Annotated in this window: 15 protein-coding genes and 1 pseudogene; 4 read left to right on the top strand and 12 right to left on the bottom strand. The window is 49.8% G+C overall.

Translation table 11 applies throughout. The annotated features are described in order from the left end of the window. The 5 genes from KBW69_RS18545 to KBW69_RS18525 all read right to left on the bottom strand — a co-directional run. Positions 1-1,917: ankyrin repeat domain-containing protein (locus KBW69_RS18545; protein WP_257281822.1), on the bottom strand; the 1,917-nt coding region annotated here is incomplete at its 3' end. A 234-nt stretch (positions 1,918-2,151) separates the two neighbouring features. Then, on the bottom strand, positions 2,152-4,485 hold the full coding sequence (locus tag KBW69_RS18540) for an ankyrin repeat domain-containing protein (protein WP_257281821.1): 2,334 nt from the start codon (positions 4,483-4,485) through the stop codon (positions 2,152-2,154). Positions 4,486-4,721: 236 nt separating this feature from the next. Beyond that, positions 4,722-6,068: an ankyrin repeat domain-containing protein gene (locus KBW69_RS18535; protein ID WP_257281820.1), complete on the bottom strand. Its 1,347-nt coding sequence runs from the start codon at positions 6,066-6,068 to the stop codon at positions 4,722-4,724. A 216-nt stretch (positions 6,069-6,284) separates the two neighbouring features. Continuing rightward, complete coding sequence (locus tag KBW69_RS18530) at positions 6,285-8,798, bottom strand: ankyrin repeat domain-containing protein (RefSeq protein ID WP_257281819.1); 2,514 nt, start codon at positions 8,796-8,798, stop codon at positions 6,285-6,287. A gap of 279 nt (positions 8,799-9,077) precedes the next feature. Continuing rightward, positions 9,078-11,570: an ankyrin repeat domain-containing protein gene (locus KBW69_RS18525; protein ID WP_257281818.1), complete on the bottom strand. Its 2,493-nt coding sequence runs from the start codon at positions 11,568-11,570 to the stop codon at positions 9,078-9,080. Between the two features lie 54 nt (positions 11,571-11,624). Between KBW69_RS18525 and tusA the strand changes: the two genes are divergently transcribed. Next, positions 11,625-11,846, top strand: coding sequence for a sulfurtransferase TusA (gene tusA, locus KBW69_RS18520; RefSeq protein WP_257281817.1), 222 nt, complete (start codon positions 11,625-11,627; stop codon positions 11,844-11,846). 62 nt (positions 11,847-11,908) lie between these two features. Here the strand turns inward: tusA and KBW69_RS18515 are convergent, their stop codons facing one another. The 4 genes from KBW69_RS18515 to KBW69_RS18500 form a co-directional block, all read right to left on the bottom strand. Further along, positions 11,909-12,739: a hypothetical protein gene (locus KBW69_RS18515; RefSeq protein WP_257281816.1), complete on the bottom strand. Its 831-nt coding sequence runs from the start codon at positions 12,737-12,739 to the stop codon at positions 11,909-11,911. A gap of 161 nt (positions 12,740-12,900) precedes the next feature. After that, entirely contained in the window at positions 12,901-13,737 is an 837-nt protein-coding gene (locus KBW69_RS18510) for a hypothetical protein (RefSeq protein ID WP_257281815.1), read from the bottom strand. Positions 13,738-14,184: 447 nt separating this feature from the next. Beyond that, positions 14,185-16,899: an ankyrin repeat domain-containing protein gene (locus tag KBW69_RS18505; protein WP_257281814.1), complete on the bottom strand. Its 2,715-nt coding sequence runs from the start codon at positions 16,897-16,899 to the stop codon at positions 14,185-14,187. Positions 16,900-17,103: 204 nt separating this feature from the next. Continuing rightward, positions 17,104-19,323: an ankyrin repeat domain-containing protein gene (locus KBW69_RS18500; protein ID WP_257281813.1), complete on the bottom strand. Its 2,220-nt coding sequence runs from the start codon at positions 19,321-19,323 to the stop codon at positions 17,104-17,106. Positions 19,324-19,913: 590 nt separating this feature from the next. On the opposite strand from KBW69_RS18500, the gene KBW69_RS18495 reads away from it, so the two are divergent. Further along, positions 19,914-21,161 carry a hypothetical protein gene (locus tag KBW69_RS18495; protein ID WP_257281812.1) on the top strand — a complete coding sequence of 416 codons (1,248 nt, stop codon included), beginning with the start codon at positions 19,914-19,916 and terminating at the stop codon, positions 21,159-21,161. Continuing rightward, positions 21,112-22,035, top strand: coding sequence for an ankyrin repeat domain-containing protein (locus KBW69_RS18490; protein ID WP_257281824.1), 924 nt, complete (start codon positions 21,112-21,114; stop codon positions 22,033-22,035). The genes KBW69_RS18495 and KBW69_RS18490 overlap by 50 nt, the downstream gene beginning before the upstream one ends. Before the next feature lie 210 nt (positions 22,036-22,245). On the opposite strand, the gene KBW69_RS18485 is transcribed toward KBW69_RS18490, so the two are convergent. The 3 genes from KBW69_RS18485 to KBW69_RS18475 all read right to left on the bottom strand — a co-directional run bounded on the left by KBW69_RS18485 (position 22,246) and on the right by KBW69_RS18475 (position 23,851). Continuing rightward, positions 22,246-22,437, bottom strand: a complete 192-nt coding sequence (locus tag KBW69_RS18485) for a hypothetical protein (RefSeq protein ID WP_257281811.1) — start codon at positions 22,435-22,437, stop codon at positions 22,246-22,248. 211 nt (positions 22,438-22,648) lie between these two features. Beyond that, entirely contained in the window at positions 22,649-23,272 is a 624-nt protein-coding gene (locus KBW69_RS18480) for a hypothetical protein (RefSeq protein ID WP_257281810.1), read from the bottom strand. Positions 23,273-23,281: 9 nt separating this feature from the next. Beyond that, positions 23,282-23,851 (bottom strand): hypothetical protein, encoded by a 570-nt coding sequence (locus tag KBW69_RS18475; RefSeq protein WP_257281809.1) that lies wholly within the window; start codon positions 23,849-23,851, stop codon positions 23,282-23,284. Positions 23,852-23,944: 93 nt separating this feature from the next. Here KBW69_RS18475 and KBW69_RS18470 point away from each other — a divergent pair. Beyond that, positions 23,945-24,073, top strand: a pseudogene (locus KBW69_RS18470) (IS110 family transposase); the annotation flags it as partial. Between the last annotated feature and the right edge of the window lie 4 nt (positions 24,074-24,077).

The raw sequence follows: 24,077 nt of genomic DNA, 5'->3' as shown, positions 1-24,077 counted from the left end.
CGCCCCGGCTTCGATCAGGAGTTTCACGATGTTGGTATGACCCTCCAGGGCAGCAATGAACAGCGGGGTGGCGCCATTCTTGGTCTGGGCGTTGAGATCGGCCTTGGCTCCGATCAGGAGTTTCACGCAGTCGGTGTTATTTTCCCAGACAGCGATTAATAGTACGGTGGTGCCATCCGGGAAGACGACGTTGAGATCCGCATTGGCTTCAATCAGGATTTTCACGCAGTCGGTATTACCCTTTTGAGTTGCGGCCAAGATCGAGGTGTCGCCATTCTGAGTTCGGGCGTTGACATCCGCCCCGGCTTCGATCAGGAGTTTCACGATGTTGGTATGACCCTCCAGGGCAGCAATGAACAGCGGGGTGGCGCCATTCTTGGTCTGGGCGTTGAGATCGGCCTTGGCTCCGATCAGGAGTTTCACGATGTCGGTATGGCCCCTCCCGGCTGCGATGGCCAGCGGAGTGATGCCGTATTGAGTCCGGGCGTTGATATCTGCCCCGGCGTTGATCAGTAGTTCCACGCAGTCGGTGTTATGTTCCTGGGCCGCTAAGAACAGCGGGGTGGCGCCATCATCGCTCAGGGCGTTGAGGTCCGCCTCGGCTTCGATCAGGCATTTGACGACGTCCTTATGCCCCTGACTGGATGCCAACAACAAGGCAGTGAAATCATTATTCATAACAGTATTGACATTGACTCCTTCTGCCAGCGACTTCCTCACCTGATCCAAATCCCCGTCAACACAGGCATTATAAAATGCCCGATCGGGGAAAAACTTATCCGGGTGAGACTCATCGGTGTTCACATTCACCATAGGCATTGGGTCTTGGCGACACACTACACAACGGCGGGAGCCGATGGGCTGTCTTAAAAAACACTTCGAAATACAGTCCAGATCGAAGTGGTGGCCACAACATTGGCTTTTGACGACCACAAGCGCTTCATCACGACCATGGAAGTGAACCAGACAAATAGGACAGGGATCGGACTCCACTGGTGCGTCAGTGTCCATGGGGACAGCGAGGTGAGCAGTGCCATCCATGGTTAGAACATCTGTGTTGGTCACATGACCTGTGCACTCTGAGCAGTGTCCATTGTCCAAATGTGGGCATGAGCTTTGTTTGGGGCATGCTCTTGTATGGCCTGTCGAACTTTCTGCGCAATTCATCGGCCATTCAGCGGGCTCACTGCTATCGGATGACGGTCGGAATTGACAAACGCCATGACAGGGAGAGACGAAACAGTTTAAACCCAAACTATGCAGATGTTGCTGTGAGCCTCCGCTACCATCGGCAGAATCAGAATAAAGCAAGCGGTTGAAAGAGCCTGCAGGGCGGGCAGTGGTTTCCTGAGATTGCTGCCCCGATGACTCTGATGGCGAGTGTTGTTGCTGGTTATTTCCAGAGCCGGGCACCGTAATGATGGTTGCCAACGGGTAAACCTGACACAGCTCTTTTTGTTTTATCGGGTTAAACGACGGTGAGTCGATATTCCAATAACTTTTTAAAAGCCACCCGACAGCGACAAACACTTCCAGAGGTAGCCATGAATAAGAGGTGGAGCTGAGTGGGGTATTTTTGGTGGTCAGGATCAGTTCGTAACCGACTAGCAGGTGAGTGCCGTAAAGCCTTGGCCATGGAATTGATTCAATGATGGTCGTTTTTGGCTCGCAACCGTTTAGTCTGCGTTGTTTCTGATCAGACGGTAAATCTGATTCTGTATAGCCTTTTGTGTGAGCAATGTCTGACAAGGTGTTCGACAGTGTGTGATGGTCAGGTTTTATAAATACGTTCTGGCTTGGAGAACCTGCTTTCTGTTCAAGCTCGACAACAAAACGTCTGGTCAACGGTTGAGCCAGACAGACGACGGACAATGTCATGAGTAACAGTGGTGCTGCAAAGAGTGAGTGTTTAATCATTCTACCCTTTAATTCTGGTGTACAGAGAGCAAGGATAGATCAGGAAAATAACGCAAGTTACACAGTTAACCGTTTTCTCAACTGCCTCGGAGAAACATTCAGCCCTGCCCAATAAACTTTGGTGCTGAGGTGAAAGTGATCACAATTCACTTTCTCTAAGACTATAAAGTCTGCTGTGACTAAATAATCACCCATTTCAAAAACTCAAAAGATGGGAACACCAGAAAGCCGTGTTTACCGGAGAAGATGATACATTTCTTCTGTTTCATTCACCGCCTCTGCGCCCCACTTTGCCCCGGCCTTGATCAGGGCTTTCGCGCAGTCGGTATTGCCCTCCCGGACTGCCGCAGACAGGGGGGTGGTGCCACTCGACGGGGCGGCGTTGGGATCAGCCCCGGCGTTGATCAGGACTTCCACAGAGTCGATATCGCCATTCGTAGTGGCGACGAACAGCGGGGTGACGCCATTTGGCATGGCGGCGTTGACATCCGCCCCGGCGTTGATCAGGGCTTTCACGCGTTCGGTATTGCTGTTCATGACAGCCATGAACAGCGGGGTGGTGCCATTCTTACTTCGGGCGTTGACATCCGCCCCGGTGTCGATCAGGAGTTGCAGACAGTTGGTACTGCCCATCAGGGCTGCGATGTCCAGTGGAGTAGTGCCATTAGACGTAGCAGCCTCAAGATCCGCGCCGGCGTCGATCAGGGTTTTAACGCATTCGGTATTGCCCTTCATGACAGCGTTGAACAGCGGGGTGAAGCCATCCCTGGCCCGGGCGTTGACATCCGCCTTGGCTTTGATCAGGCGTTTAACAATGTCGGTGTGGCCCTCCAGGGCTGCGATATGCAGCAAGGTGTTGCCAGTCTCAGTTTGGGGGTTGGGATCAGCCCCGGCGTTGATCAGGACTTCCACAGAGTCGGTATTGCCTTTCAAAGTGGCGACGGACAGCGGGGTGACGCCATTTGGCAGGGCGGCGTTGAGATCCGCCTTGGCTTCGATCAGGATTTTTACGCAGTCGATGTTATTTTTTTGTACAGCGATGAGCAGCGGTGTGAAGCCACCCTTAGTTCGGGTGTTGAGATTAGCCTTGCCTTCGATCAGGGTTTTCACGCAGTCAGTATGGCCCATCTCGGCTGCGATGGAGAGCGGGGTGGCGCCATCCGACAAGGTGAGGTTGATATCCGCCCCGGCTTCGATCAGGCGTTTCACAATGTCGGCATGGCCCTTCCGGGCTGCGAAATGCAGCGAGGTGGAGCCAATCTCAGTTTGGGCGTTGAGATCGGCCCCGGCGTTGATCAGGCGTTCGACGACGTCCTTGTGCCCCCCGATGCATGCCATCATCAAGGCATTGAGTCCGTTATTATTCATAACAGCATTGACATTGACTCCTTCTGCCATTGACTTCTCCACCTGATCCAAATCCCCATCAACACAGGCATTATGAAACGCCTGATCGGGGAAAAATTGATCCTGGTGAAATTCACCGGTGTTCTCATTCACCATAGGCATCGGGTCTTGCCGACACATTGCACAACGGCGAGAGCCGATGGGCTGTTCAACAAAACACTTCGAAATACAGTTCAGGTCGAAGTGGTGGCCACAACATTGGCTTTTGACGACCACAAGCGCTTCACCACGGCCATGGAAGTGAACCAGACAAATAGGACAGGGATCGGACTCCAGCGATACGGCAGTGTCCGTCGGGACAGTGGGGTGAGCAATGCCATCCATGAGTAGTACATCTGTGTTATTCACACGACCTGCGCACTCTGTACAGTGTCCATTGTCCAAATGTGGGCATGAGCTTTGTTCTTTCGTTCCTCCTGTTTGGCTTGTCGAATGTTCTGCGGAATTCACCGGCCATTCAGCGGGTCCACCGCTATCGGATGATGGTCGGAATTGACAAACGCCGTGACAGGGAGAAACGAAACAATCCAGACCCAAAGTGTGTAAATGCTGCTGTGTGCCTCCGTTACCATCGGCAGAGTCAGAGTAAAGGAAGCTGTTGAAAGAGCCTGCAGGGCGGGCGGTAGTTTCCTGAACTTGCTGTCCCGATGACTCTGATGGCGGGTGTTGTGGCTGGTCATTGCCAGTGCCAGGCATCGTAATGATGGCCGACAGAGCGTGATCCTTGCACCGCTCTTTTTGTGTAATCGATTTAAACGACGATGAGTTGATATTCCAATGACTCTTTAAAAGCCAGGCGGTAGCGACAACCACTTCTACAGGTAGCCGTGAATAAGAGGTGGAACTTAGTGGGGTGTTTTTGCTGGTCAGGATCAGTTCGTAACCCACCAGCAGATGATTGGCGTAAAGCCATGGCCACGAAATTGATTCAATGATGGTCGTTTTTAGCTCGCAGCCGTCTATTCTGACTTGTTTTTCATCAGACGGTAAATCTGATTTTGCATAGCCGTTTGTGTGGGCAATGTCTGAGAAGTTACCCGACAATGTATGCCGTTCAGGTTTTGCAGAAAAGTTCAGGTTTGGAGCACCTGCTTTCTGTTCAAACTCGACCACAAAACGTCTTGTCAATGGTTGAGCCAGACAGACGACGGACAATGTCATTAGCAACACTGGTGCTGCAGCAAAGAGGGAGTGTTTAATAATTCTAACCTTGTATTCTGGTGTACAGGGAGGAAAGATAGATCAAGAAAATAACGCAAGCTCCAAAAGCTCTGACGCGCCCATTGCAGTGGTGTTGCCAAAAGACGACAACAGTTAGTTTGGGAAAAGTTCTATAAGATCATTTTTCATGCAATCAATAATCGCTGATTTTCAGGATGGTACCTCGCTTGAGTTACTTAATTTGCCCCGGCATCGGCCAGGGCTTCCACGCAGTCAATATATCCCTCCCCGACTGGGATTAACAGTGGGGTGGTGCCATCCCACAAGTCTGCATTGAGATCAGCCCCGGCTTCGATCAGGAGTTTCACGATGTCGATATTGCCTTTCTGGGCTGCAATTAACAGCGGGGTGGTGCCATCCTTAGTACAGGCGTTGAGATCCGCCCCGGATTCGATCAGGAGTGTCGCGATGTCGGTATGGCCCATCTCGGCAGCGATGTACAGCGGGGTGGCACCATTCTTAGTCCGCACGTTAAGATTCGCCCCGGCGTTGATCAGGCGTTCGACTATCTCCTTGTGCCCCTGACAGGATGCCAACACAAGCGCTTCATCACGGCCATGGAAGTGAACCAGACAAATAGGACAGGGATCGGACTCCACTGGTGCGTCAGTGTCCATGAGGACAGCGAGGTGAGCAGTGCCATCCATGGTTAGAACATCTGTGTTGGTCACATGACCTGTGCACTCAGAGCAGTGTCCATTGTCCAAATGTGAGCATGAGCTTTGTTCGGGCGTTGCTTCTTTGTGGCCTGTCGAATGTTCTGCGGCATTCATCTGCCACTCAGTGGGCTCACTGCTATCGGATGATGGTCGGAATTGACAAACGCCATGACAGGTAAAGACGAAACAATCTAAACCCAAAGTATGCAGATGTTGCTCTGAGCCCCCGTCACCATCGGCAGAGTCAGAATCAAGGACGCTGTTGAAAGAGCCTGAAGGGCCGATGGTGGCTTCCTGAGCTTGTTGCCCTGATGACTCTGATGGCAGGTGTTGTTGCTGATTATTTCCAGAGCCGGGCACCGTAATGATGGTTGCCAACTGGTGAACCTGACACAGCTCTTTTTGTTTTATCGGGTTAAACGACGGTAGGTTTATATTCCAATAGTTTTTTAAAAGCCAACCGACAGCGACAACCATTTCCGGAGGCAGCCATGAATAAGAGGTGGAGCTGAGTGGGGTATTTTTGGCGGTCTGGATCAGTTCGTAACCCACCAACAGATAATTGGCGTAAAGCCATGGCCACCAAATTGATTCAATAACGGTTGTTTTTAGCTCGCAGTCGTTTAGTCTGCCTTGTTTCTCATCAGGCGGTAAATCTGATTCTGCATAGTCTTTTGTGTGGGTAATGTCTGAGAAGGTGTACGACAGTGTGTGCTGGTCAGGTTTTATAAATACGTTCTGGCCTGGAGAACCTGTTTTCCGTTCAAGCTCGACAACAAAACGTCTGGTCAACGTTTGAGCCTGACAGACGACGGACAATGTCATGAGTAACAGTGGTGCTGCAAAGAGTGAGTGTTTAATCATTCTACCCTTTAATTCTGGTGTACAGAGAGCAAGGATAGATCAGGAAAATAACTCAAGTCAGGCAGTTAACCTTTCTCTAAACTACCCTGGTGAAGCTTTCAGTCCGGCCAGAATCTCGACTTTCCACCGTTTCTTGAAGATAGACTTAACACCTGAAAGCCGTGTTTTCTGGATAAAATAACGCCTCTCTTTTGTTTTCTTTCTTGCCTCTGTTCCCTACCTTGCCCCGGCCTCGATCAGGATTTTCACGCAGTCGATATTGCCCATCTCAGCTGCGACGGCGAGCGGGGTGGTGCCATCCGACAAGGCAGCGTTGAGATCAGCCCCGGCGTTGATCAGGAGTTTCACGCCGTCAGTATTGCCTCTTGCAGCAGCGATGAACAGCGCGGTGACGCCATTGGGCAAGGCGGCGTTGGGATCTGCTTCGGCTTCGATCAGGGCTTGCAGGCAGTCGGTGTTATCATCCCAGACAGCGATTAATACTAGGGTGGTGCCCGGCAAGACGACGTTGAGATCCGCATTGGCTTCAATCAGGATTTTCACGCAGTCGGTATTACCCATTTCAGTTGCGACCGAGAGAGAGGTGTCGCCATTCTGAGTTCGGGCGTTGAGATCGGCCTTGGCTTCGATCAGGAGTCTCACGATGTTGGAATGACCCTTTCGGGCAGCAATGAACAGCGGGGTGGCACCATTCTTGGTCTGGGCGTTGAGATCGGCCTTGGCTTCGATAAGGAGTTTCACGCTGTCGGTGTTATTTTCCTGGGCGGCGATGCACAGCGAGGTGGCGCCATCCGGTGTGGCAGCGTTGAGATCGGCCTTGGCTTCGATCAGGAGTTTCACGCAGTCGGTGTTATTTTCCTGGGCGGCGATGTACAGCGAGGTGGCGCCATTCGGCGTGGCAGCGTCGAGATCGGCCTTGGCTTCAATCAGGAGTTTCACGCAGTCGGTGTTATTTTCCTGGGCAGCCATGTAAAGTGCGGTGGCACCTTCATTAGTCCGGGCGTTGAGATCCGCCCCGTTATCGACCAGAACTTTCACGCAGCCGGTATTGCCCTCTCGGATTGCGATGAACAGCGGGGTGGCGCCATCCTGAGTCCGAGCGTTGAGATCCGCCCCGTTGTCGATCAGGACTTTCATGCAGTCGGTGTTATTTTCTTGTGCAGCGATGAACAGCGGGGTGGCTCCATCCGTAGTCCGGGCGTCAAGATCCGCCCTGGCTTTGATCAGGAGTTTCACGATGTCGGTATGGCCCCTCCCGGCTGCGATGGCCAGCGGAGTGATGCCGTACTGAGTCCGGGCGTTGATATCTGCCCCGGCGTTGATCAGGAGTTTCACACAGCCGGTGTTATGTTCCCGGGCCGCTAAGAACAGCGGGGTGGCGCCATCATCGCACCGGGCGTTGAGATCCGCCTCGGCTTCGATCAGGCATTTGACGACGTCCTTGTGCCCCATAATGCATACCAGCATCAAGGCCGTTAAATCATCAGTCATAACGGCATTGACATTGACTCCTTCTGCCAGTGACATCTCCACCTGATCCAAATCCCCCTCAAGACAAGCACGATAAAACGCCCGATCGGGGAAAAACTTATCCGGGTGAGACTCATCGGTGTTCACATTCACCATAGGCATTGGGTCTTGGCGACACACTACACAACGGCGAGAGCCGATGGGCTGTCTTAAAAAACACTTCGAAATACAGTCCAGATCGAAGTGGTGGCCACAACATTGGGTTTTTAGGACCACAGGCACTGCATCACGACCGTGGAAGTGAACCAGACAAATAGGACAGGGATCGGACTCCGGCGGTCCATCAGTGTCCATGGGAACAGCGGGGCAAGCACTACCATCCATGAGTAGTACATCCGTGTTAGTTACATGACCTGCGCATTCTGTACAGTGTCCATTGTCCAAATGTGGGCATGAGCTTTGTTCTGGCGTTCCTCCTGTTTGGCCTGTCGAATGTTCTGCGGAATTCACCGGCCATTCAGCGGGTCCACTGCTACCGGATGATGGCCGGAGTTGACACACGCCATTACAGGGAGAGACGAAACAATCTAAACCCAAAGTATGCTGATGTTGCTGTGAGCCTCCGCTACCATCGGCAGAGTCAGAATAAAGGAAGCTGTTGAAAGAGCCTGCAGGGCCGACGGTGGCTTCCTGAGCCTGCTGCCCCGATGACTCTGATGGCGGGTGTTGTTGCTGATTATTTCCAGAGCCGGGCACCGAAATGATGGCTGCCAACGGGTGATCCTGACGTAGCTCTTTTTGTTTTATCGGGCTAAACGACGGTGAGTCGATATCCCAATAACTTTTTAAAAGCCACCCGGCAGCGACAAACACTTCCAGAGGTAGCCATGAATAAGAGGTGGAGCTGAGTGGGGTATTTTTGATGGTCAGGATCAGTTCGTAACCGACTAGCAGGTGAGTGCCGTAAAGCCTTGGCCACGGAATTGATTCAATGATGGTCGTTTTTGGCTCGCAACCGTTTAGTCTGCGTTGTTTCTCATCAGAAGGTAAATCTGATCCTGCATAGCCTTTTGTGAGGGTAATGTCTGAAAAGATACCCGACAGTGTATGTTGGTCAGGTTTTATAGAAAAGTTCAGGTTTTGAGAGCCTGTTTTCTGTTCAACCGCGACAACAGAACGTCTTGTCAATGGTTGAGCCTGACAGAGGGCGGACAATGTCATTAGTAGCAGTGAGGCTGAAAAGAGAGGGTGTTTAATCATTCTACCCTTCCATTCTGAATTACAGAGAGGAAGGATAGATCAAGGAAATTACTCAAGTTACGCAGTTAACAGATCTATCAACTGTCCGAGAGAAAGCCCTGTCGTATAGGTTGTAGTGCTGAGCTGAAAGCGATCCAACTTCACTTTCTCTATGGCTATAAAGTTTGCTGTGACTAAATAATCACTCATTTCAAAAACTCAGAAGATGGGAACACCTGAAAGCCGTGTTTTCTGGATAAGATAACGCCTTTCTTTTGTTTGCTGCCTTGCCTCTGTTTCCTACTTTGCCCCGGCGTCGATCAGGACTTCCACAGAGTCGGTATCGCCATTCGCAGTGGCGACCAACAGCGGGGTGGTACCATTTGGCATGGCGGCGTTGACATCCGCCCCGGCGTTGATCAGGGCTTTCATGCGTTCGGTATTGCCCTTCATGACAGCCACGAACAGCGGGGTGCTACCATCCTTAGCCCGGGCGTTGACATCCGCCCCGGCATCGATCAGGAGTTGCATGGAGTTGATATTGCCCATCAGGGCTGCGATGTCCAGTGGAGTAGTGCCATCAGACATGGCAGCCTCGAGATCCGCCCCGGCGTCGATCAGGACTTTAACGCATTCGGTATTGCCCTTCATGACGGCCTTGAACAGCGGGGTGGTGCCATCCCTGGCCCGGGCGTTGACATTCGCCCCGGCATCGGTCAGGAGTTGCAAGCAGTTGGTATTGCCAATCAGGGCTGCTATTTCCAGTGAAGTAGTGCCATCAGACATGGCAATCTCGAGATCCGCCCCGGCGTAGATCAGGACTTCAACGCATTCGGTATTGCCCTTCATGACAGCCCTGAGCAGCGGGGTGATGCCATCCCTGTCTCGGGCGTTGACATCCGCCCCGGCTTTGATCAGGCGTTTCACAATGTCGGCATGGCCATCCCGGGCTGCGATATGCAGCGCGGTGTTGCCACTCTCAGTTTGGGCGTTGAGATCAGCCCCGGTGTTGATCAGGACTTCCACAGAGTCTGTATTGCCTTTTGCAGCGGCGACGGACAGCGGGGTGACGCCATTTGGCAAGGCGGCGTTGATATCCGCCCCGGCTTCGATCAGGATTTTCAGGCAGTCGGTGTTATTTTGTTGGGCAGCGATGAACAGTGCGGTCGCGCCATCATTACTCCGAGTGTTGAGATCCGCCTTGGCTTCGATCAGGATTTTTACGCAGTCGGTGTTATTTTCTTGTCCAGCGATGAACAGCGGTGTGTAGCCACCCTTAGTTCGGGTGTTGAGATTAGCCTTGCCTTCGATCAGGGTTTTCACGCAGTCAGTATGGCCCATCTCAGCTGCGATGGAGAGCGGGGTAGAGCCATCCGACAAGGTGAGATTGATATCCGCCCCGGCTTCGATCAGGCGTTTCACAATGTCGGAATGGCCCTTCCGGGCTGCGAAATGCAGCGAGGTGGAGCCAATCTCAGTTTGGGCGTTCAGATCCGCCCCGGCATTGATCAGGTGTTCGACGACGTCCTTGTGTCCCCAAATGCATGCCAACATCAAGGCATTGAGTCCGTCATTATTCATAACAGCATTGACATTGACTCCTTCTGCCAGTGACTTCTGTACCTGATCCAAATCCTCATCAAAACAGGCATTATAAAACGCCTGATCGGGGAAAAATTGATCCGGATGAGATTCACCGGTGTTCTCACTCAACATTGGCATTGGGTTCTGTCGGCACATTGCACATTGGCGAGAACCGATGGGCTGTTCAACAAAACACTTCGAAACACAGTCCAGGTCGAAGTGGTGGCCACAACATTGACTTTTGACAACCACAAGCGCTTCACCACGGCCATGGAAGTGAACCAGGCAAATAGGACAGACATCGGACTCCAGCGGTATGTCAGTGCCCGTGGGGACAGTGGGGTGAGCCATGCCATCCATAAGTAGTACATCCGTGCTATTCACATGACCTGTGCACTCTGAAGAGTGTCCATTGTCCAAATGTGTGCATGAGCTTTGTTCTGGCGTTCCTCCTGCTTGGCCTGTCGAATGTTCTGCGGAATTCACCGGCCATTCAGCGGGTCCACCGCTATCAGATGATGGTCGGAATTGACAAACGCCATGACAGGGAGAGACGAAACAGTTTAAACCCAAACTATGCTGATGTTGCTGTGAGCCTCCACTACCATCGGCAGAGTCAGAATCAGAATAAAGGAAGCTGTTGAAAGAGCCTGCAGGGCCGACGGTGGCCTGCTGAGCCTGCTCCCCGGATGACTCTGATGGCGGGTGTTGTTGCTGATCATTGCCAGAGCCGGGCATCGTAATGATGGCCGCCAACGGGTGAACCTGACACAGCTCTTTTTGTGTTATCGGGTTAAACGACGGTAATTTAATATTCCAATAGCTTTTTAAAAGCCAACCGACAGCGACAACTACTTCAGCAAGTAGCCACGAATAAGAGGTGGAGCTGAGTGGGGTATTTTTATAATTGGCGTAAAGCCATGGCCACAAAATGGATTCAATGACGATTGTTTTTAGCTCGCAGTCGTTTAGTCTGCCTTGTTTCTCATCAGGCGGTAAATCTGATTCTGCATAGCCTTTTGTGTGGGCAATGTCTGAGAATGTGCCCGACAGTGTATGTTGGTCAGGTTTTATAGAAAAGTTCAGGTTTTGAGAGCCTGTTTTCTGTTCAACTGCGACAACAGAACGTCTTGTCAACGGTTGAGCCTGACAGAGGACGGACAATGTTATGAGTAGCAGTGGTGCTGCATAGAGTGAGTGCTTAATCATTCTACCCTTGCATTCTGGTGTAAAGATAGAAAGGATAGATCAGGGAAATTATTCATGGAGCTGGATACTTCAGGTCTGCTTTGTCCGGAACCGGTCATGAAGCTGCATAACAAAGTGAGGGACATGAAGCCCGGAGAAATGGTGAGGGTGATAGCAACTGATCCTTCTAGCCAGCGAGATATTCCCAGGTACTGTAAGTTTCCGGATCATGAGTTGCTGTCCTATGAACAGGTGGAAAAACAATACGTCTACCTGATTTGCAAGGCTGTATCTTAAGTAACCGGGCCTGTTCGCAGCGCTCTACTTTAACGGTGAGTGTGATGTTATGTGCTATAAAGCTACTGCAAAGGCTTAATGTTTGCAATCGCTAAACTCAAAGGATTTTCAAAAAGCACCTGATAATGACTCAGTATGTCTTCAGTAGTATGGAAAAAAATATTCCTATCTTCCATTTTACCTATGCAAATATTATCTCCAATATGAATAAATACATGAATGATGATGTTGTCTTTCAAAATGGCAAGAGGAGTGAATTGGTTTTTTTTGTCTGAGTGTTCTAAGTTTGTCAGTTCAATAGTTAAAGCATCACGAAATGAATTTGAATTAAATTCCATAAAGCTCACAAATTGAAAGCAAGTTGGTCTGACTTTTCTACCTTGATAAATCTCACCCACAGTTTTATTCCTTAATACCGGAATTCTCTCTGGAGGACAATCATCGAATAAACTTTGTAATCCTACGTTTATACACCTTAAGAGTCGTTCTTGCCATAAATGTGGAGGCTTATAGTCGTGACTTCCATCTTGTGTTTTGATATTAAAAGAGAAAGAGCTTTTTGGCCAGTCGTCACTAATGTCTATCATTTTTTTGGCCAGTTCATCATCTCTTTCATTGCCATTGATACAATTAAAAGCAGTGTCGTCTATTTCAAAAGGAATATACTTTAGTACCATTCTCTTTTTCAGGCCACTCTCATGAAGCCCAGTGTAAGTAATATCTCTTTTTTGGGAACTATCCAGTTTTATAGATACTGATGGTTCTACACATTCCACAGACCTGTTATAACACGTTGCTCCAGGTGTTTGTAAATCGCACGTGTTTTGTACTGTGGCTATATCTGTTGTTAAGGGCAATCCTGTATTTGAACTATTGTTGACCGGTGTCGACATGGTGAAACTCCTTTTTCATTTATTTAACTATTATTAAGAGCCAATACCATGGGTAAAGTTCACAACATAATAGTTAGCAAGCGTAACAGTGGGTGTTTGGATGCTCAAATAATGTTCAGCAACTGCTAAAGGTTTTGTCCCGCACATACGCTGCTACACAACTACTGTAAAGGCGTAATACTTGCAATCGCCAAAGTCAAAGGCGTTTCAAAAGATGCCTGATAATGACTTAATATGTCTTCAGCAGTATGGAAAAAAATATGGCTGCTTCCCACTTTACTTATGCAAACATTATCTCCAATATGAATAAAGATATGAACCATAACGTCTTTGTTTAAAATTGCAATAGGGGTGAATTGATTCTTTATATCTGGATTTTTTAAGATTGTAAGTTCTGTGTGGTAACGATCTTGAAATGAATTTGAATTAAATTCCATAAAGTTAACAAATTGAAGGCAAGTTGTTGGTGCTTTTTCACTGTTATAAAGATTACCAACAGTCATATTTTCTAAGTTAGGAACTACTGTGTCTGGAGGGCAGTCATCGAAAAGAGCTTGCAATCCTTTATTGACACATCTTAAAAATCGTTCTTGCCATAAATGTGAAGGCCTATATTCGTGATTGCCATCTTGTGTTGTAATGTTAAAAGAGAAAGAGGTTTTTGGCCTGTTGTCACTCATATCTGGCAATTTTTTCGCTAGCTCATTATCTCTTTCATTGCCATTGATGAGATCAAAAGTGGTGTCGTCTACTTCGAAAGGAATATACTTTAATACCACCTCTCTGTCCTCCATACGACTCTGAAACAGTCCATTAAAAATAGCGTGTCTTTTATTGGATCTATCAATTTTTATAGATGCTGATGGCTCTACACTTTCTACGGACCTGTTATAATACGTTGCTCCGGCTTTATGTGAATCGCAAGTATCCTGTTTTGTGGCTACATCTATTGTTGAGAGCAATCCTTTATTTGAAATATTGCTGACCGGCAAAGTCATGGTGAAACTCCTTTTTCTTTATTTAAACTATTCAGAGTCAATACCATGCATAAAGTTCATAACATAATAGTCAGCAATCTTGTACAGCTCTGTAGGGGACAATTTCGTAACGAATCTTGATATAAAAGGGAGAGTGGGTACTCGCCAGCAGGTATGACTGCAAGCAAGCACTTGAGACGTTTACGCCTGGAGTCGATCTCGGTACCGTGCCCCATAGTTCGGGCAATACGGGAGAGGTTGACTGAACCCATCTGGATGAGGCCAAAAATAACCAGCGCAATAAGGTCAATACGGGATTGATGCCAGCCAAGAGAGGTTTTAAGAAGCTTTGCCAGTGAATGGGTGTGTTGCACGAAAGGTGACTGCCTGAGGTAATAGGCTTGCAAAATACCTGCTATCGGCCACCTGTTCATCCTTTCATATCAAGCTTTGTCTCGAAATTGTCCCCTACTGTGCACCGGCCTCGGTCAGAGTTTGCACGCAGTCGGTATTGCCCATCTGAGCTGCAATGAGCAGCGGGGTGGCGCCATCCTCAGTCCATGGGTTGAGATCCGCCCCGGCGTTGATCAGGATTTTAAGGCATTCGGTGTTATTTTCCTGGGCAGCGATGAACAGCGGGGTGGTGCCATCCGACAAGGCAGCGTTGAGATCAGCCTTGGCTCTGATCAGGAGTTTCACGATGAAGTTATTGCCCATTTCGGCAGCAACGAACAGCGGGGTGGCGCCATTCGTCAAGGCGGCGTTAAGATGAGCCCCGGCGTTGATCAGGACTTTCACGCAGTCGGTGTTATTTTCTTGAGCAGCGATGAACAGCGGGGTGGTGCCATCCGACAAGGCGGCGTTGAGATCAGCCCCGGCGTTGATCAGGACTTTCACGCAGTTGGTATTGCCTTTTGCAGCAGCGACGAGCAGCGCGGTGGCGCCATTCGGCAAGATGGCGTTGAGATCTGCTTTGGCTTCGATCAGGGCTTGCAGGCAGTCGGTGTTATTTTCCCAGGCAGCGGTTAATAGTGGGGTGACGCCATTCGGCAAAGCGGCGTTGAGATCCGCCTTGGCTTTGATCAGGGCCTTCACGATTTCGGTATGGCCCTTCTGGACCGCGATATAGAGCGAGCTGACGCCATTCGAATTCCGGGCGTTGAGATCCGCATTGGCTTCAATCAAGACTTTCACGCAGTCGGTATTGCCCATCTCAGCTGAGATCAAGAGCGTGGTGGTGCCATTCGCCAAGGCGGCGTTTACATCTGCCCCGGCCTCAATCAGGATTTTCAAACAGTCGGTGTTATTTTCCAGGACAGCCATGAAGAGAGAAGTTCTGCCACTCTGAGTTCGGACGTTGATATCTGCCTTGGCTTCGATCAGGAGCTTCATGATGCTGATATTGCCATTCCGGGCAGCAACGAAAAGCGCGGTGGCACCATTGGGCAGAGTGGCGTTGATATCCGCCCCGGCTTCGATCAGGAGTTTCACGCAGTCGATTTTATTTTCCCGGGCGGCGATGAACAGCGGGGTGACGTCATCATTAGTCCGGGCGTTGGGATCCGCTTTGGCTTCGATCAGGGTTTTCACGCAGTCAGTATTGCCTTTCGCAGCAGCGATGAACAGCGGGGTGGCGCCATCCGACAAGGGAGTGTTTGGATCGGCCCTGGCTTCGATCAGGACTTTCACGCAGTCGGTATTGCCCATCTCGGCTGCGATGGACAGCGCGGTGGCGCCATCCGAATTTCGGGCATTGGGATCCGCCCCGGCCTCGATCAGGATTTTTACGCAGTCGGTGTTATTTTCCTGGGCAGCCATGAGCAATGCGGTGGCACCACTCGAACAGGCGGCGTTGATATTTGCTCCGGCGTTGATCAGGCGTTCGACAACGCCCTTGTGACCGTTAATGGATGCCGCCATCAAGATATTAAAACCATCATCCATAACGGCATTGACATTGACTCCTTCTGCCAGTGACTTCTCCACCTGATCCAAATCCCCCTCAAAACAGGCACGATAAAACGCATGATCGGGGAAAAATGTATCCGGGTGAGATTGACCGGTGTTCTCATTCACCATAGGCATCGGATTTTGCCGGCACATTGCACACCGCCGAGAGCCGATGGGCTGATCAACAAAACACCTCGAAATACAGTCCAGATCGAAGCGGTGGCCACAACATTGGGTTTTGAGGACCACAGGTATTGCATCACGACCATGGAAGTGAAGCAGGCAAATAGGACAGGGATCGGACTCCAATGGTACGTCAGTATCCATGGGGTTAGCGAGGCAAGCAATGTCATCCATGAGTAGTACACCCGTATCAGTCACATGACTTGCGCACCCTGGGCAATGTTCATTGTCTAAATGCGGGCATGAGCTTTGTTCTGGCGCTGTTCTTGTGTGGCCTGTCGAATGTTCTGCTGAATTTATCGACCACTCAGTGGGCCCACTGCTCTCGGATGACGGCCGGAATTGACAAAGGCCATGACAGGGAAAGACGAAACAATCTAAGCCCAAAGTATGCAGATGTTGCTGTGAGTCTCCGTTGCCATCGGCAGAGTCAGAATAAAGGAAGCTGTTGAAAGAGCCTGCAGGGCGGGCCGTGACTTCCTGAGCTCGCTGTCCCGATGACTCTGGCGGCGAGTGTTGTTGCCGGGCATTTCCGGAGCCAGGCATCGTAATGATGGCCGCCAATGGGTGAACTTGACACAGCTCTTTTTGTTTTATCGCATTAAACGACGATGAGTAGGTATTCCAATAATTTTTTAAAAGCCAACCAGCAGTGACAACGAATTCTACAGGCAACCATGAATAAGAGGCGGAGCTCATTGGGGTATTTTTGGTGGTCAGGATCAGTTCGTAACCTACCAGCAGACAAGTGGCGCAGAGCCATTGCCACGAAATTGATTCAATGGTGGTCGTTTTTAGCTTGCAACCGTTTAGTCTGTCTTGTTTCTCATTAGACGGTAAATCTGATCTTGCATCACCGTTTGTGTGGGAAATGTCTGAGAAAGTACCCGACAATGTGTGCTGTTCAGGTGTTATAGAAACGTTCTGGTTGGGAGAACCTGTTTTCTGTTCAAGCTCGACAACAAAACGTCTTGTCAACGTTTGAGCCTGACAGACGACGGACAATGTCATCAGTAACAACGGTGTTGCAAAGAGTAAGTGTTTAATCATTCTATCCTTGCATTCTGGTGAACAGAGAGGAAGGATAGATCAAGAAAATAACGCAAGTTACGCAGTTAACAGTTTTCAACTGCTCCAGAGAAGCTTTCAGCCCTGCCAGGGCCTCGACTTTTCAGCGTTTCCTGAAGATCGCCTTAACACCTGGAAGCCGTTTTTTCCGGATAAGATAACGCCTCTCTTTTGTTTCCTTCCTTGCTACCTTGCCCCGACCTCGGTCAGGGCTTTCACGCAGTCGGTATTGCCTACCTCGGTCGCTATGGACAGTGGGGTGGAGCCATCCGGCAAGGCGGCGTTGAGGTTTGCCCCGGCGTTGATCAGGATTTTCACGCAGTCGGTATTGCCCAGCTCGGCTGCGATGAACAGTGGGGTGGAGCCATCCGGCAAGGCGGCGTTAAGGTCTGCCCCGGCTTCGATCAGGGCTTTCACGCAGTCGGTATTGCCATCCCGGGCTGCAATGAACAGTGGGGTGGCACCATCCGACCGGGCGGCGTTGAGATCGGCCTTGGCTTCGATCAGGAGTTTCACGATGTCAGTATGGCCATTCTGGGCAACGATGGACAGCGGGGTGGTGCCATTCTTGGTCCGGGCGTTGAGATTCGCTTTGGCTTCGATCAGGAGTTTCACGATGTCGGTATTGCCCTTCTGGGCAGCGATTAGCAGAGGGGTTGTGCCATTAGACAAGGCGGCGTTGAGATTAGCCTTAGCTTCGAGCAGAACTTTCACGCAGTCGGTGTTATTTTCTTGGGCAGCGATGAACAGCGGGGTGGCACCTCTGTTAGTCTGGGTGTTGAGATCTGCTTTGGCCTCGACCAGGAGTTTCACGATGTCGGTATGGCCATTCTGGGCAGCGATGAACAGCGGGGTGGCGCTATTATCAGGCTGGGCGTTGAGATCCGCCCGGGCTTCGATCAGGAGTTTCACACAGTCGGTGTTATTTTCCTGAGCAGCTATGAACAGGGGGGTGGCGCCATCCTTAGTCCGGGTATTGAGATCCGCTTTGGCTTCGATCAGGAGTTTCACGATGTCGGTATTACCCATCAGGGCAGCGATGAACAGCGAGGTTACTCCATCCTCAATACGGACGTTGAGATCTGCTCCGGCGTTGATCAGGCGCTCGACGATGTCCTTGTTCCCCAGAGCGGTTGCCAATATCAAGGCAGTGAGATCATCGTCCATAACAGCATTGACATTGACTCCCTCTGCCAGTGACTTCTCCACTTGAACCAAATCCCCCTCAAAACAGGCACGATAAAACGCATGATCGGGGAAAAATGTATCCGGGTGAGATTCACCGGTGTTCTCATTCACCATAGGCATCGGATTTTGCCGACACATTGCACACCGGCGAGAGCCGATGGGCTGATCAACAAAACACCTCGAAATACAGTCCAGATCGAAGCGGTGGCCACAACATTGGGTTCTGACGACCACAGGCGCTACATCACGACCATGGAAGTGAATCAGACAAATAGGACAGGGATCGGACTCCAGTGGTGCGTCAGTGTCCATGGGGACAGCGGGGTAAGCAATGCCATCCATGGGTAGTACATCTGTGTCAGTCACATGACTTATGCACTCTGGGCAGTGTCCGTTGTCCAAATGTGGGCATGAGTTTTGTTCGGACGTTGCCTCTGTGTGGCCTGTCGAATTTTCTGTGGAATTCATCGGACATTCAGCGGGCTCACTGCTATCGGATGATGATCGGAATTGGCAAACGCCATGACAGGGAGAGACGAAACAATTTAAATCAAAAGAATGCAGAGATTGTTGAGGGCCTCCGTTACCATCAGCAGAGTCAGAATAAAGGAAGCTATCGAAAGAGCCTGCCGGGCGGGCAGTGGCTTTCTGAGCGTGCTGCCCCGATGACTCTGATGGAGGGCGTTGTTGCTGCTTATTTCCAGAGCCGGGCATTGTAATGATGGCCGCCAGCGGGTGATCCTGACACAGCTCTTTTTGTGCTATCGGGTTAAACGACGGTGAGTTAATATTCCAATAACTCTCTAAAAGCCAACCGACAGCGACAACCACTTCTACAGGTAGCCATGAGTATAAGGTGGAGCTGAGTGGGGTATTTTTGCTGGTCAGGATAAGCTCGTAACCCATCAGCAGATAATTGGCGTGAAGCCATGGCCACGAAATTGATTCAATGAGGGTCGTTTTTAGCTCGCAACCGATTAATCTGCCTTGTTTCTCATCAGGGTGTAAATCTGATCCTGCGTAGCCTTTTGTGTGGGTAATGTCTGACAGTTTGCCCGGCAGTGGATGCTGGTCAGGTGTTATAGAAAAGTTCTGGTTTTGAGAACCTGCTTTCTGTTCAAGCTCGACAACAAAACGTCTTGCCAGCGGTTGAGCCTGACAAACGACGGACAATGTCATGAGTAACAATGGTGCTGTAAAGAGTAAGTGTTTAATCATTCTATCCTTGCTTTCTGGTGAACAGAGAGGAAGGATAGATCAAGAAAATAACGCAAGTTACGCAGCTCTGTAGGGGACAATTTCGAGACAAAGCTTGATATGAAAGGGTGAATAGGTGGCGGATAGCAGGTATTCTGCAAGCCCATTACCACCAGCAGTCACCTTTCGTGCAACACACCCATTCACTGGCAAAGCCTTTTAAAACCTCTTCTGGCTGGCTCAATCCCGTATTGACCTTATTGTGCTGGTTATTTTTGGCCTCATCCAGATGGGATCAGTCAATCTGTCCCATGTTGCCCGAACTGTGGGGCACGCTTCCGTGACCAGGCGTAAACGTCTCAAGCGCTTCTTCGCCCGGAGTGGCATGGAGCTCTTGCCTTGTCTCAGCTTTGCTCGCTACTTTTGCGACATCCTCAAAGACGGGAATCATTCAGCTTGAGTTAATAAGCTTGCAGCTATACCTGCTGGCAAGTAACCACTCTCCCTTTTATATCAAGATTCGTTACGAAATTGTCTCCTGCAGAGCTACGTAACTTGAGTTATTTTCTTGATCTATCCTTCCTCTCTGTACACCAGAATGCAAGGGTAGAATGATTAAGCACTCACTCTTTATAGCATCACTCTTACTAATGACATTGTCCGTCGTCTGTCAGGCTCAACCGTTGACAAGACGTTTTGGTGTTGAGCTTGAACAGAAAGCAGATTTTCCAAATCAGAACTTTTCCATAAAACCTGACCAACACACACTATCGGGCACCTTGCCAGACATTGCCTATGCAAAAGGCCATGCAGGATCAGATTTACCGCCTGATGAGAAACAAGGCAGACTAGACGGTGGCGAGCTACAAACGACTATCATTGAATCAATTTCGTGGCCATGGCTTTACGCCAATCATCTGCTGGTGAGTTACCAACTGATCCTTACCAGCAAAAATACCCCACTCAGCTTCACCTCTTATTCATGGTTACCTTTAGAGGTGGTTTTTGCTGTCGGTTGGCTTTTAAAGAGCTATTGGGGTATGTGCTCACCGTCGTTTAGCTCGATAGCACAAAAAGAGCCGTGTCACGATCACCCGCTGGCGGCCATCATTACGATGCCCGGCTCTGGAAATAACCAGCAACAATGCCCGCCATCAGAGTCATCGGGGCAGCATGCTCAGGAATCCACCGCCCGCTCTACAGGCTCTTTCGATAGCTTCCTTTATTCTGACTCTGCCGATGGTAACGGAGGCCCTCAACAATCTCTGCATTCTTTTGATTTAAATTGTTTCGTCTCTCCCTGTCATGGCGTTTGCCAATTCCGATCATCATCCGATAGCAGTGAGCCCGCTGAATGTCCGATGAATTCCGCAGAAAATTCGACGGGCCACACAGAGGCAACGCCCGAACAAAGCTCATGTCCACATTTGGACAACGGACACGGCCCAGAGTGCACAGGTCATGTGAATAATACAGATGTATTACTCATGGATGGAATTGCTCACCCCACAGCTGCCATCGACACTGACGTACCGCCGGAGCCTGATCCCTGTCCTATTTGTCTGGTTCACTTCCATGAGCGTGATGAAGCGCTTGTGGTCGTCAAAAGCCAATGTTGTGGCAAGCGCTTCGATCTGGACTGTATTTCGGGGTGTTTTTTTGAACAGCCCATCGGCTCTCGCCGATGTGCAATGTGCCGGCAAGACCCGATGCCTATGGTGAATGAATACACCGGTGAATCTCACCCGGATACATTTTTCCCCGATCGGGCGTTTTATCGTGCCTGTTTTGAGGGGGGGGTTGGATCATGTGGAGAAGTCACTGACAGAGGGAGTCAATGTCAATGCCGTTTTGAGTGATGATTTCACTGCCCTGATGTTGGCATCTGTTAATGGGCACAAGGACATCGTCGAACGCCTCATTAACGCCGGTGCAAACCTCAACGCCCGTACAAAGAAAGGCGTCACCGCGCTGTTCATGGCTGCCCAGGAAAATAACAGCGACTGTGTGAAAATCCTGCTCGAAGCCAGGGCGGATATCAACGCCCGAACAAAGGGTGGCGCCACCCCGCTACTGATCGCCAGCGAATTAGGCAATACCGATTGCGTGAAACTCCTGATCGACGCCAAGGCAGATCTCAACGCCCCGGCTGAGGATGGTAATACCCCGTTGTTCGTCGCTGCCCAACAAAATAACCACGACTGCGTGAAACTCCTGATCGTAGCCAATGCGGATCTCAACGCCCGGACTTCGCATGGCGCCACCTCGCTGTTCATCGCTGCACAGAAGGGCCATACCGACATCGTGAAAACCCTGATCGAAGCCGGAGCGGATTTCAACGCTCGAGCTAATAATGGCGCCACCCCGCTGCATATCGCAGCCCAGAAGGGCTATACCGACATCGTGAAACTCCTGATCGAAGCCAATGCGGATCTCGATGCCGCCTTGCCTGGTGGCGCCACCCCTTTGCTAAGCGCTGCCCTGCATAATAACATCGGCATCGTAAAAGCCCTGATCGAAGCCGGGGCAGATCTCAACGCCCGGACTACGAATGGCGTCACCTCGCTCTGTCTCGCAGCCCAGAAGGGCTATACCGACATCGTGAAAGTTCTGCTCGAAGCCAAAGCAGATCTTAATGCCGTCTTGTCGGATGACACCAGCCCGTTTTTTATCGCTGCTGTGACCGGCAATATCGACTGCCTTGAAGCCCTGATCAAGGCCAGGGCAAGGTAGGTAACAGAGGCAAGGCAGGGAATAAAAGAAAGGCGTCATCTTATCCGGAAAACACGGCTTTAAGGTGTTTAAATCTTCTGAGTTTTTGAAATGGGTGATTATTCAGCCACTGCAAACTTTGCAGCCATATATCTTAACTGTCGTATTTTCTTGCGCCTGGTACGTATCACCTATTGACTAACTTTTTCATGTCACCAATAACGGCTGATTTCAGAATGGTGCGTAACTTGAGTGATTAATATGCAAAACCACTTGATAGTGATTCGACATGACAGCGTAGGTGCAGACTTCTATAGAAAAGATTGAAACCAGTTCCCTGAGCTTGTCTACGACCCACTGACGACGATGCTCGTAGTTTTTGCCTGTTAAATGATCCTCTCCACACAAATACGTTCTGCGCACACATCAAGCTATACAGTGATAATAAGGCGTAGAACCCGGATCGATCAGAGAACTTCGCGCACGGGGCACAACCTCTCCTGCCGGAACTAAAAATCAGCGACAGGAAAAAAGTAGACAAGCTGGTTTGTTTGGCAAATATAAGGGTGTCCTTTTATTCCTTGTTAAAGGCCTTATCGGATACGGCTACTCGCCGGTTGCCGAGAGTTTGCACTCAAAAATAAATAAACATATCCATTCGATCCGGATCAACAGCTGCTCCGTAAATCAGTTTGTTTTCTTCTAATAAAGCAACTGCTTTCAATAATAACGCATTACCTTGTTCAACAGCCTGTTGAATATCCATATAGGTATCTACATACTGTTGTATAATAGATGTCAGGTAATCAGGGTAATAACTATCGACGTAGCTGATACGAGCAGCATAGCCTTTAACATTCTGTTTTTCCTTAACCTGCATTTTCTCTTTCGCTGTATTGTAAATAACCTCTGCCAGATTAAGAACCACTGGATCATGGTGGTGCCTCAATGTCAGTTTGAACTCCTTGGGTGTCTGATAGAGCGTATGCGGGTGAACAGAAGCTGACATCGGATTAATGTCTTTGGCTAACAGATAGTCATGATATCCTTCGTACATTGTGTACCTTCTGACTGACTGCTGATAAGCGAAATCACGCAACCATCGGGTATTATCATCTGTCAGAAAGCAGCTTCGATGATAGGAAGCGACGTCCAGAACATCGTCCAAAGCCCAGGGAAAAGCTTCCACGACATTGCGAACAATCTCTAATGCAGGGCGGACGGGTACCATGTCAGAGTAATGATCAAGGTCAATCATACCGACCTTCTATTGAGTATTGCCATTGTTATCCACTGTTTGAAAGGGAGGAATATTATCGTAACGAATACGCTCTCCTGTTATCGTTGCATTTTCATTAATGGTAAAGTCAGGAATCCCCCTCAGGCACGCCAGCGCCGTCAGATCTCTAATAGCACCACGATAACCTTCGCGATTCAGGCTGTACTCCATATAGTGTGCAAACCTGTCTGTTGGTATATTGACCCGCTCTGTCAGCAACATCGCCTCACCACCTACGACCACTGGGAGCATTTTTGGAACAAACAGGTGTTCCAGGCCAAAAGCCTCAAATAATGACTGGGCAAGGAGTGCTTGACCTGAATCTCCCCGGTCGATTTTCAGAATATAACCAGGGTACTGATCCATGGAGTAAATGGGGCCGCGCCCGCCAACCATGCGCCTGTCTTTTTGATAGTTAACAGGCTCTGGCCTTGAGTTCAATTCCGCAAGCACAGCGTCAATACCCGGTTCAGAACTGGCAATAGCGCTTGAAACAAAACAGAACAGCGAACCGACCAGATAGTTTCTTATGCCGGATGGTTTCAATGTCTTTTTCATTTTTTTTCCTCAAAAGCTGGATAATTCAGTAGACGCAGGTTAGACATGGCAGAAAATAAAATGTTCCCGGGAAAGTGCGGCGTTTTTAAGACATATGGGCATGCTGTCAAACTGACCCCACCTCAGTTTGTTAAGCCTTATGTCAAAACTGACAAGAACGACTACAACGATGCTGAAGCGATTGCTGAAGCAGCTTCACGACCCAGTATGCGTTTTTTTCCCTCTG

Origin of the sequence: Endozoicomonas sp. ISHI1, from assembly GCF_024606225.1 — a bacterium.
Taxonomy (GTDB): Bacteria; Pseudomonadota; Gammaproteobacteria; order Pseudomonadales; family Endozoicomonadaceae; genus Endozoicomonas_A.
This window is presented reverse-complemented; position numbering and strand designations above follow the sequence as displayed.

Bases quoted from the DNA above. Each gene is read 5' to 3' on its own strand.
- KBW69_RS18540 (WP_257281821.1), bottom strand. From the start codon at position 4,485: ATGACATTGTCCGTCGTCTGTCTGGCTCAACCATTGACAAGACGTTTT.
- KBW69_RS18535 (WP_257281820.1), bottom strand. From the start codon at position 6,068: ATGATTAAACACTCACTCTTTGCAGCACCACTGTTACTCATGACATTG.
- KBW69_RS18530 (WP_257281819.1), bottom strand. From the start codon at position 8,798: ATGATTAAACACCCTCTCTTTTCAGCCTCACTGCTACTAATGACATTG.
- KBW69_RS18525 (WP_257281818.1), bottom strand. From the start codon at position 11,570: ATGATTAAGCACTCACTCTATGCAGCACCACTGCTACTCATAACATTG.
- tusA (WP_257281817.1), top strand. From the start codon at position 11,625: ATGGAGCTGGATACTTCAGGTCTGCTTTGTCCGGAACCGGTCATGAAG.
- KBW69_RS18515 (WP_257281816.1), bottom strand. From the start codon at position 12,739: ATGTCGACACCGGTCAACAATAGTTCAAATACAGGATTGCCCTTAACA.
- KBW69_RS18510 (WP_257281815.1), bottom strand. From the start codon at position 13,737: ATGACTTTGCCGGTCAGCAATATTTCAAATAAAGGATTGCTCTCAACA.
- KBW69_RS18505 (WP_257281814.1), bottom strand. From the start codon at position 16,899: ATGATTAAACACTTACTCTTTGCAACACCGTTGTTACTGATGACATTG.
- KBW69_RS18500 (WP_257281813.1), bottom strand. From the start codon at position 19,323: ATGATTAAACACTTACTCTTTACAGCACCATTGTTACTCATGACATTG.
- KBW69_RS18495 (WP_257281812.1), top strand. From the start codon at position 19,914: ATGATTAAGCACTCACTCTTTATAGCATCACTCTTACTAATGACATTG.
- KBW69_RS18480 (WP_257281810.1), bottom strand. From the start codon at position 23,272: ATGATTGACCTTGATCATTACTCTGACATGGTACCCGTCCGCCCTGCA.
- KBW69_RS18475 (WP_257281809.1), bottom strand. From the start codon at position 23,851: ATGAAAAAGACATTGAAACCATCCGGCATAAGAAACTATCTGGTCGGT.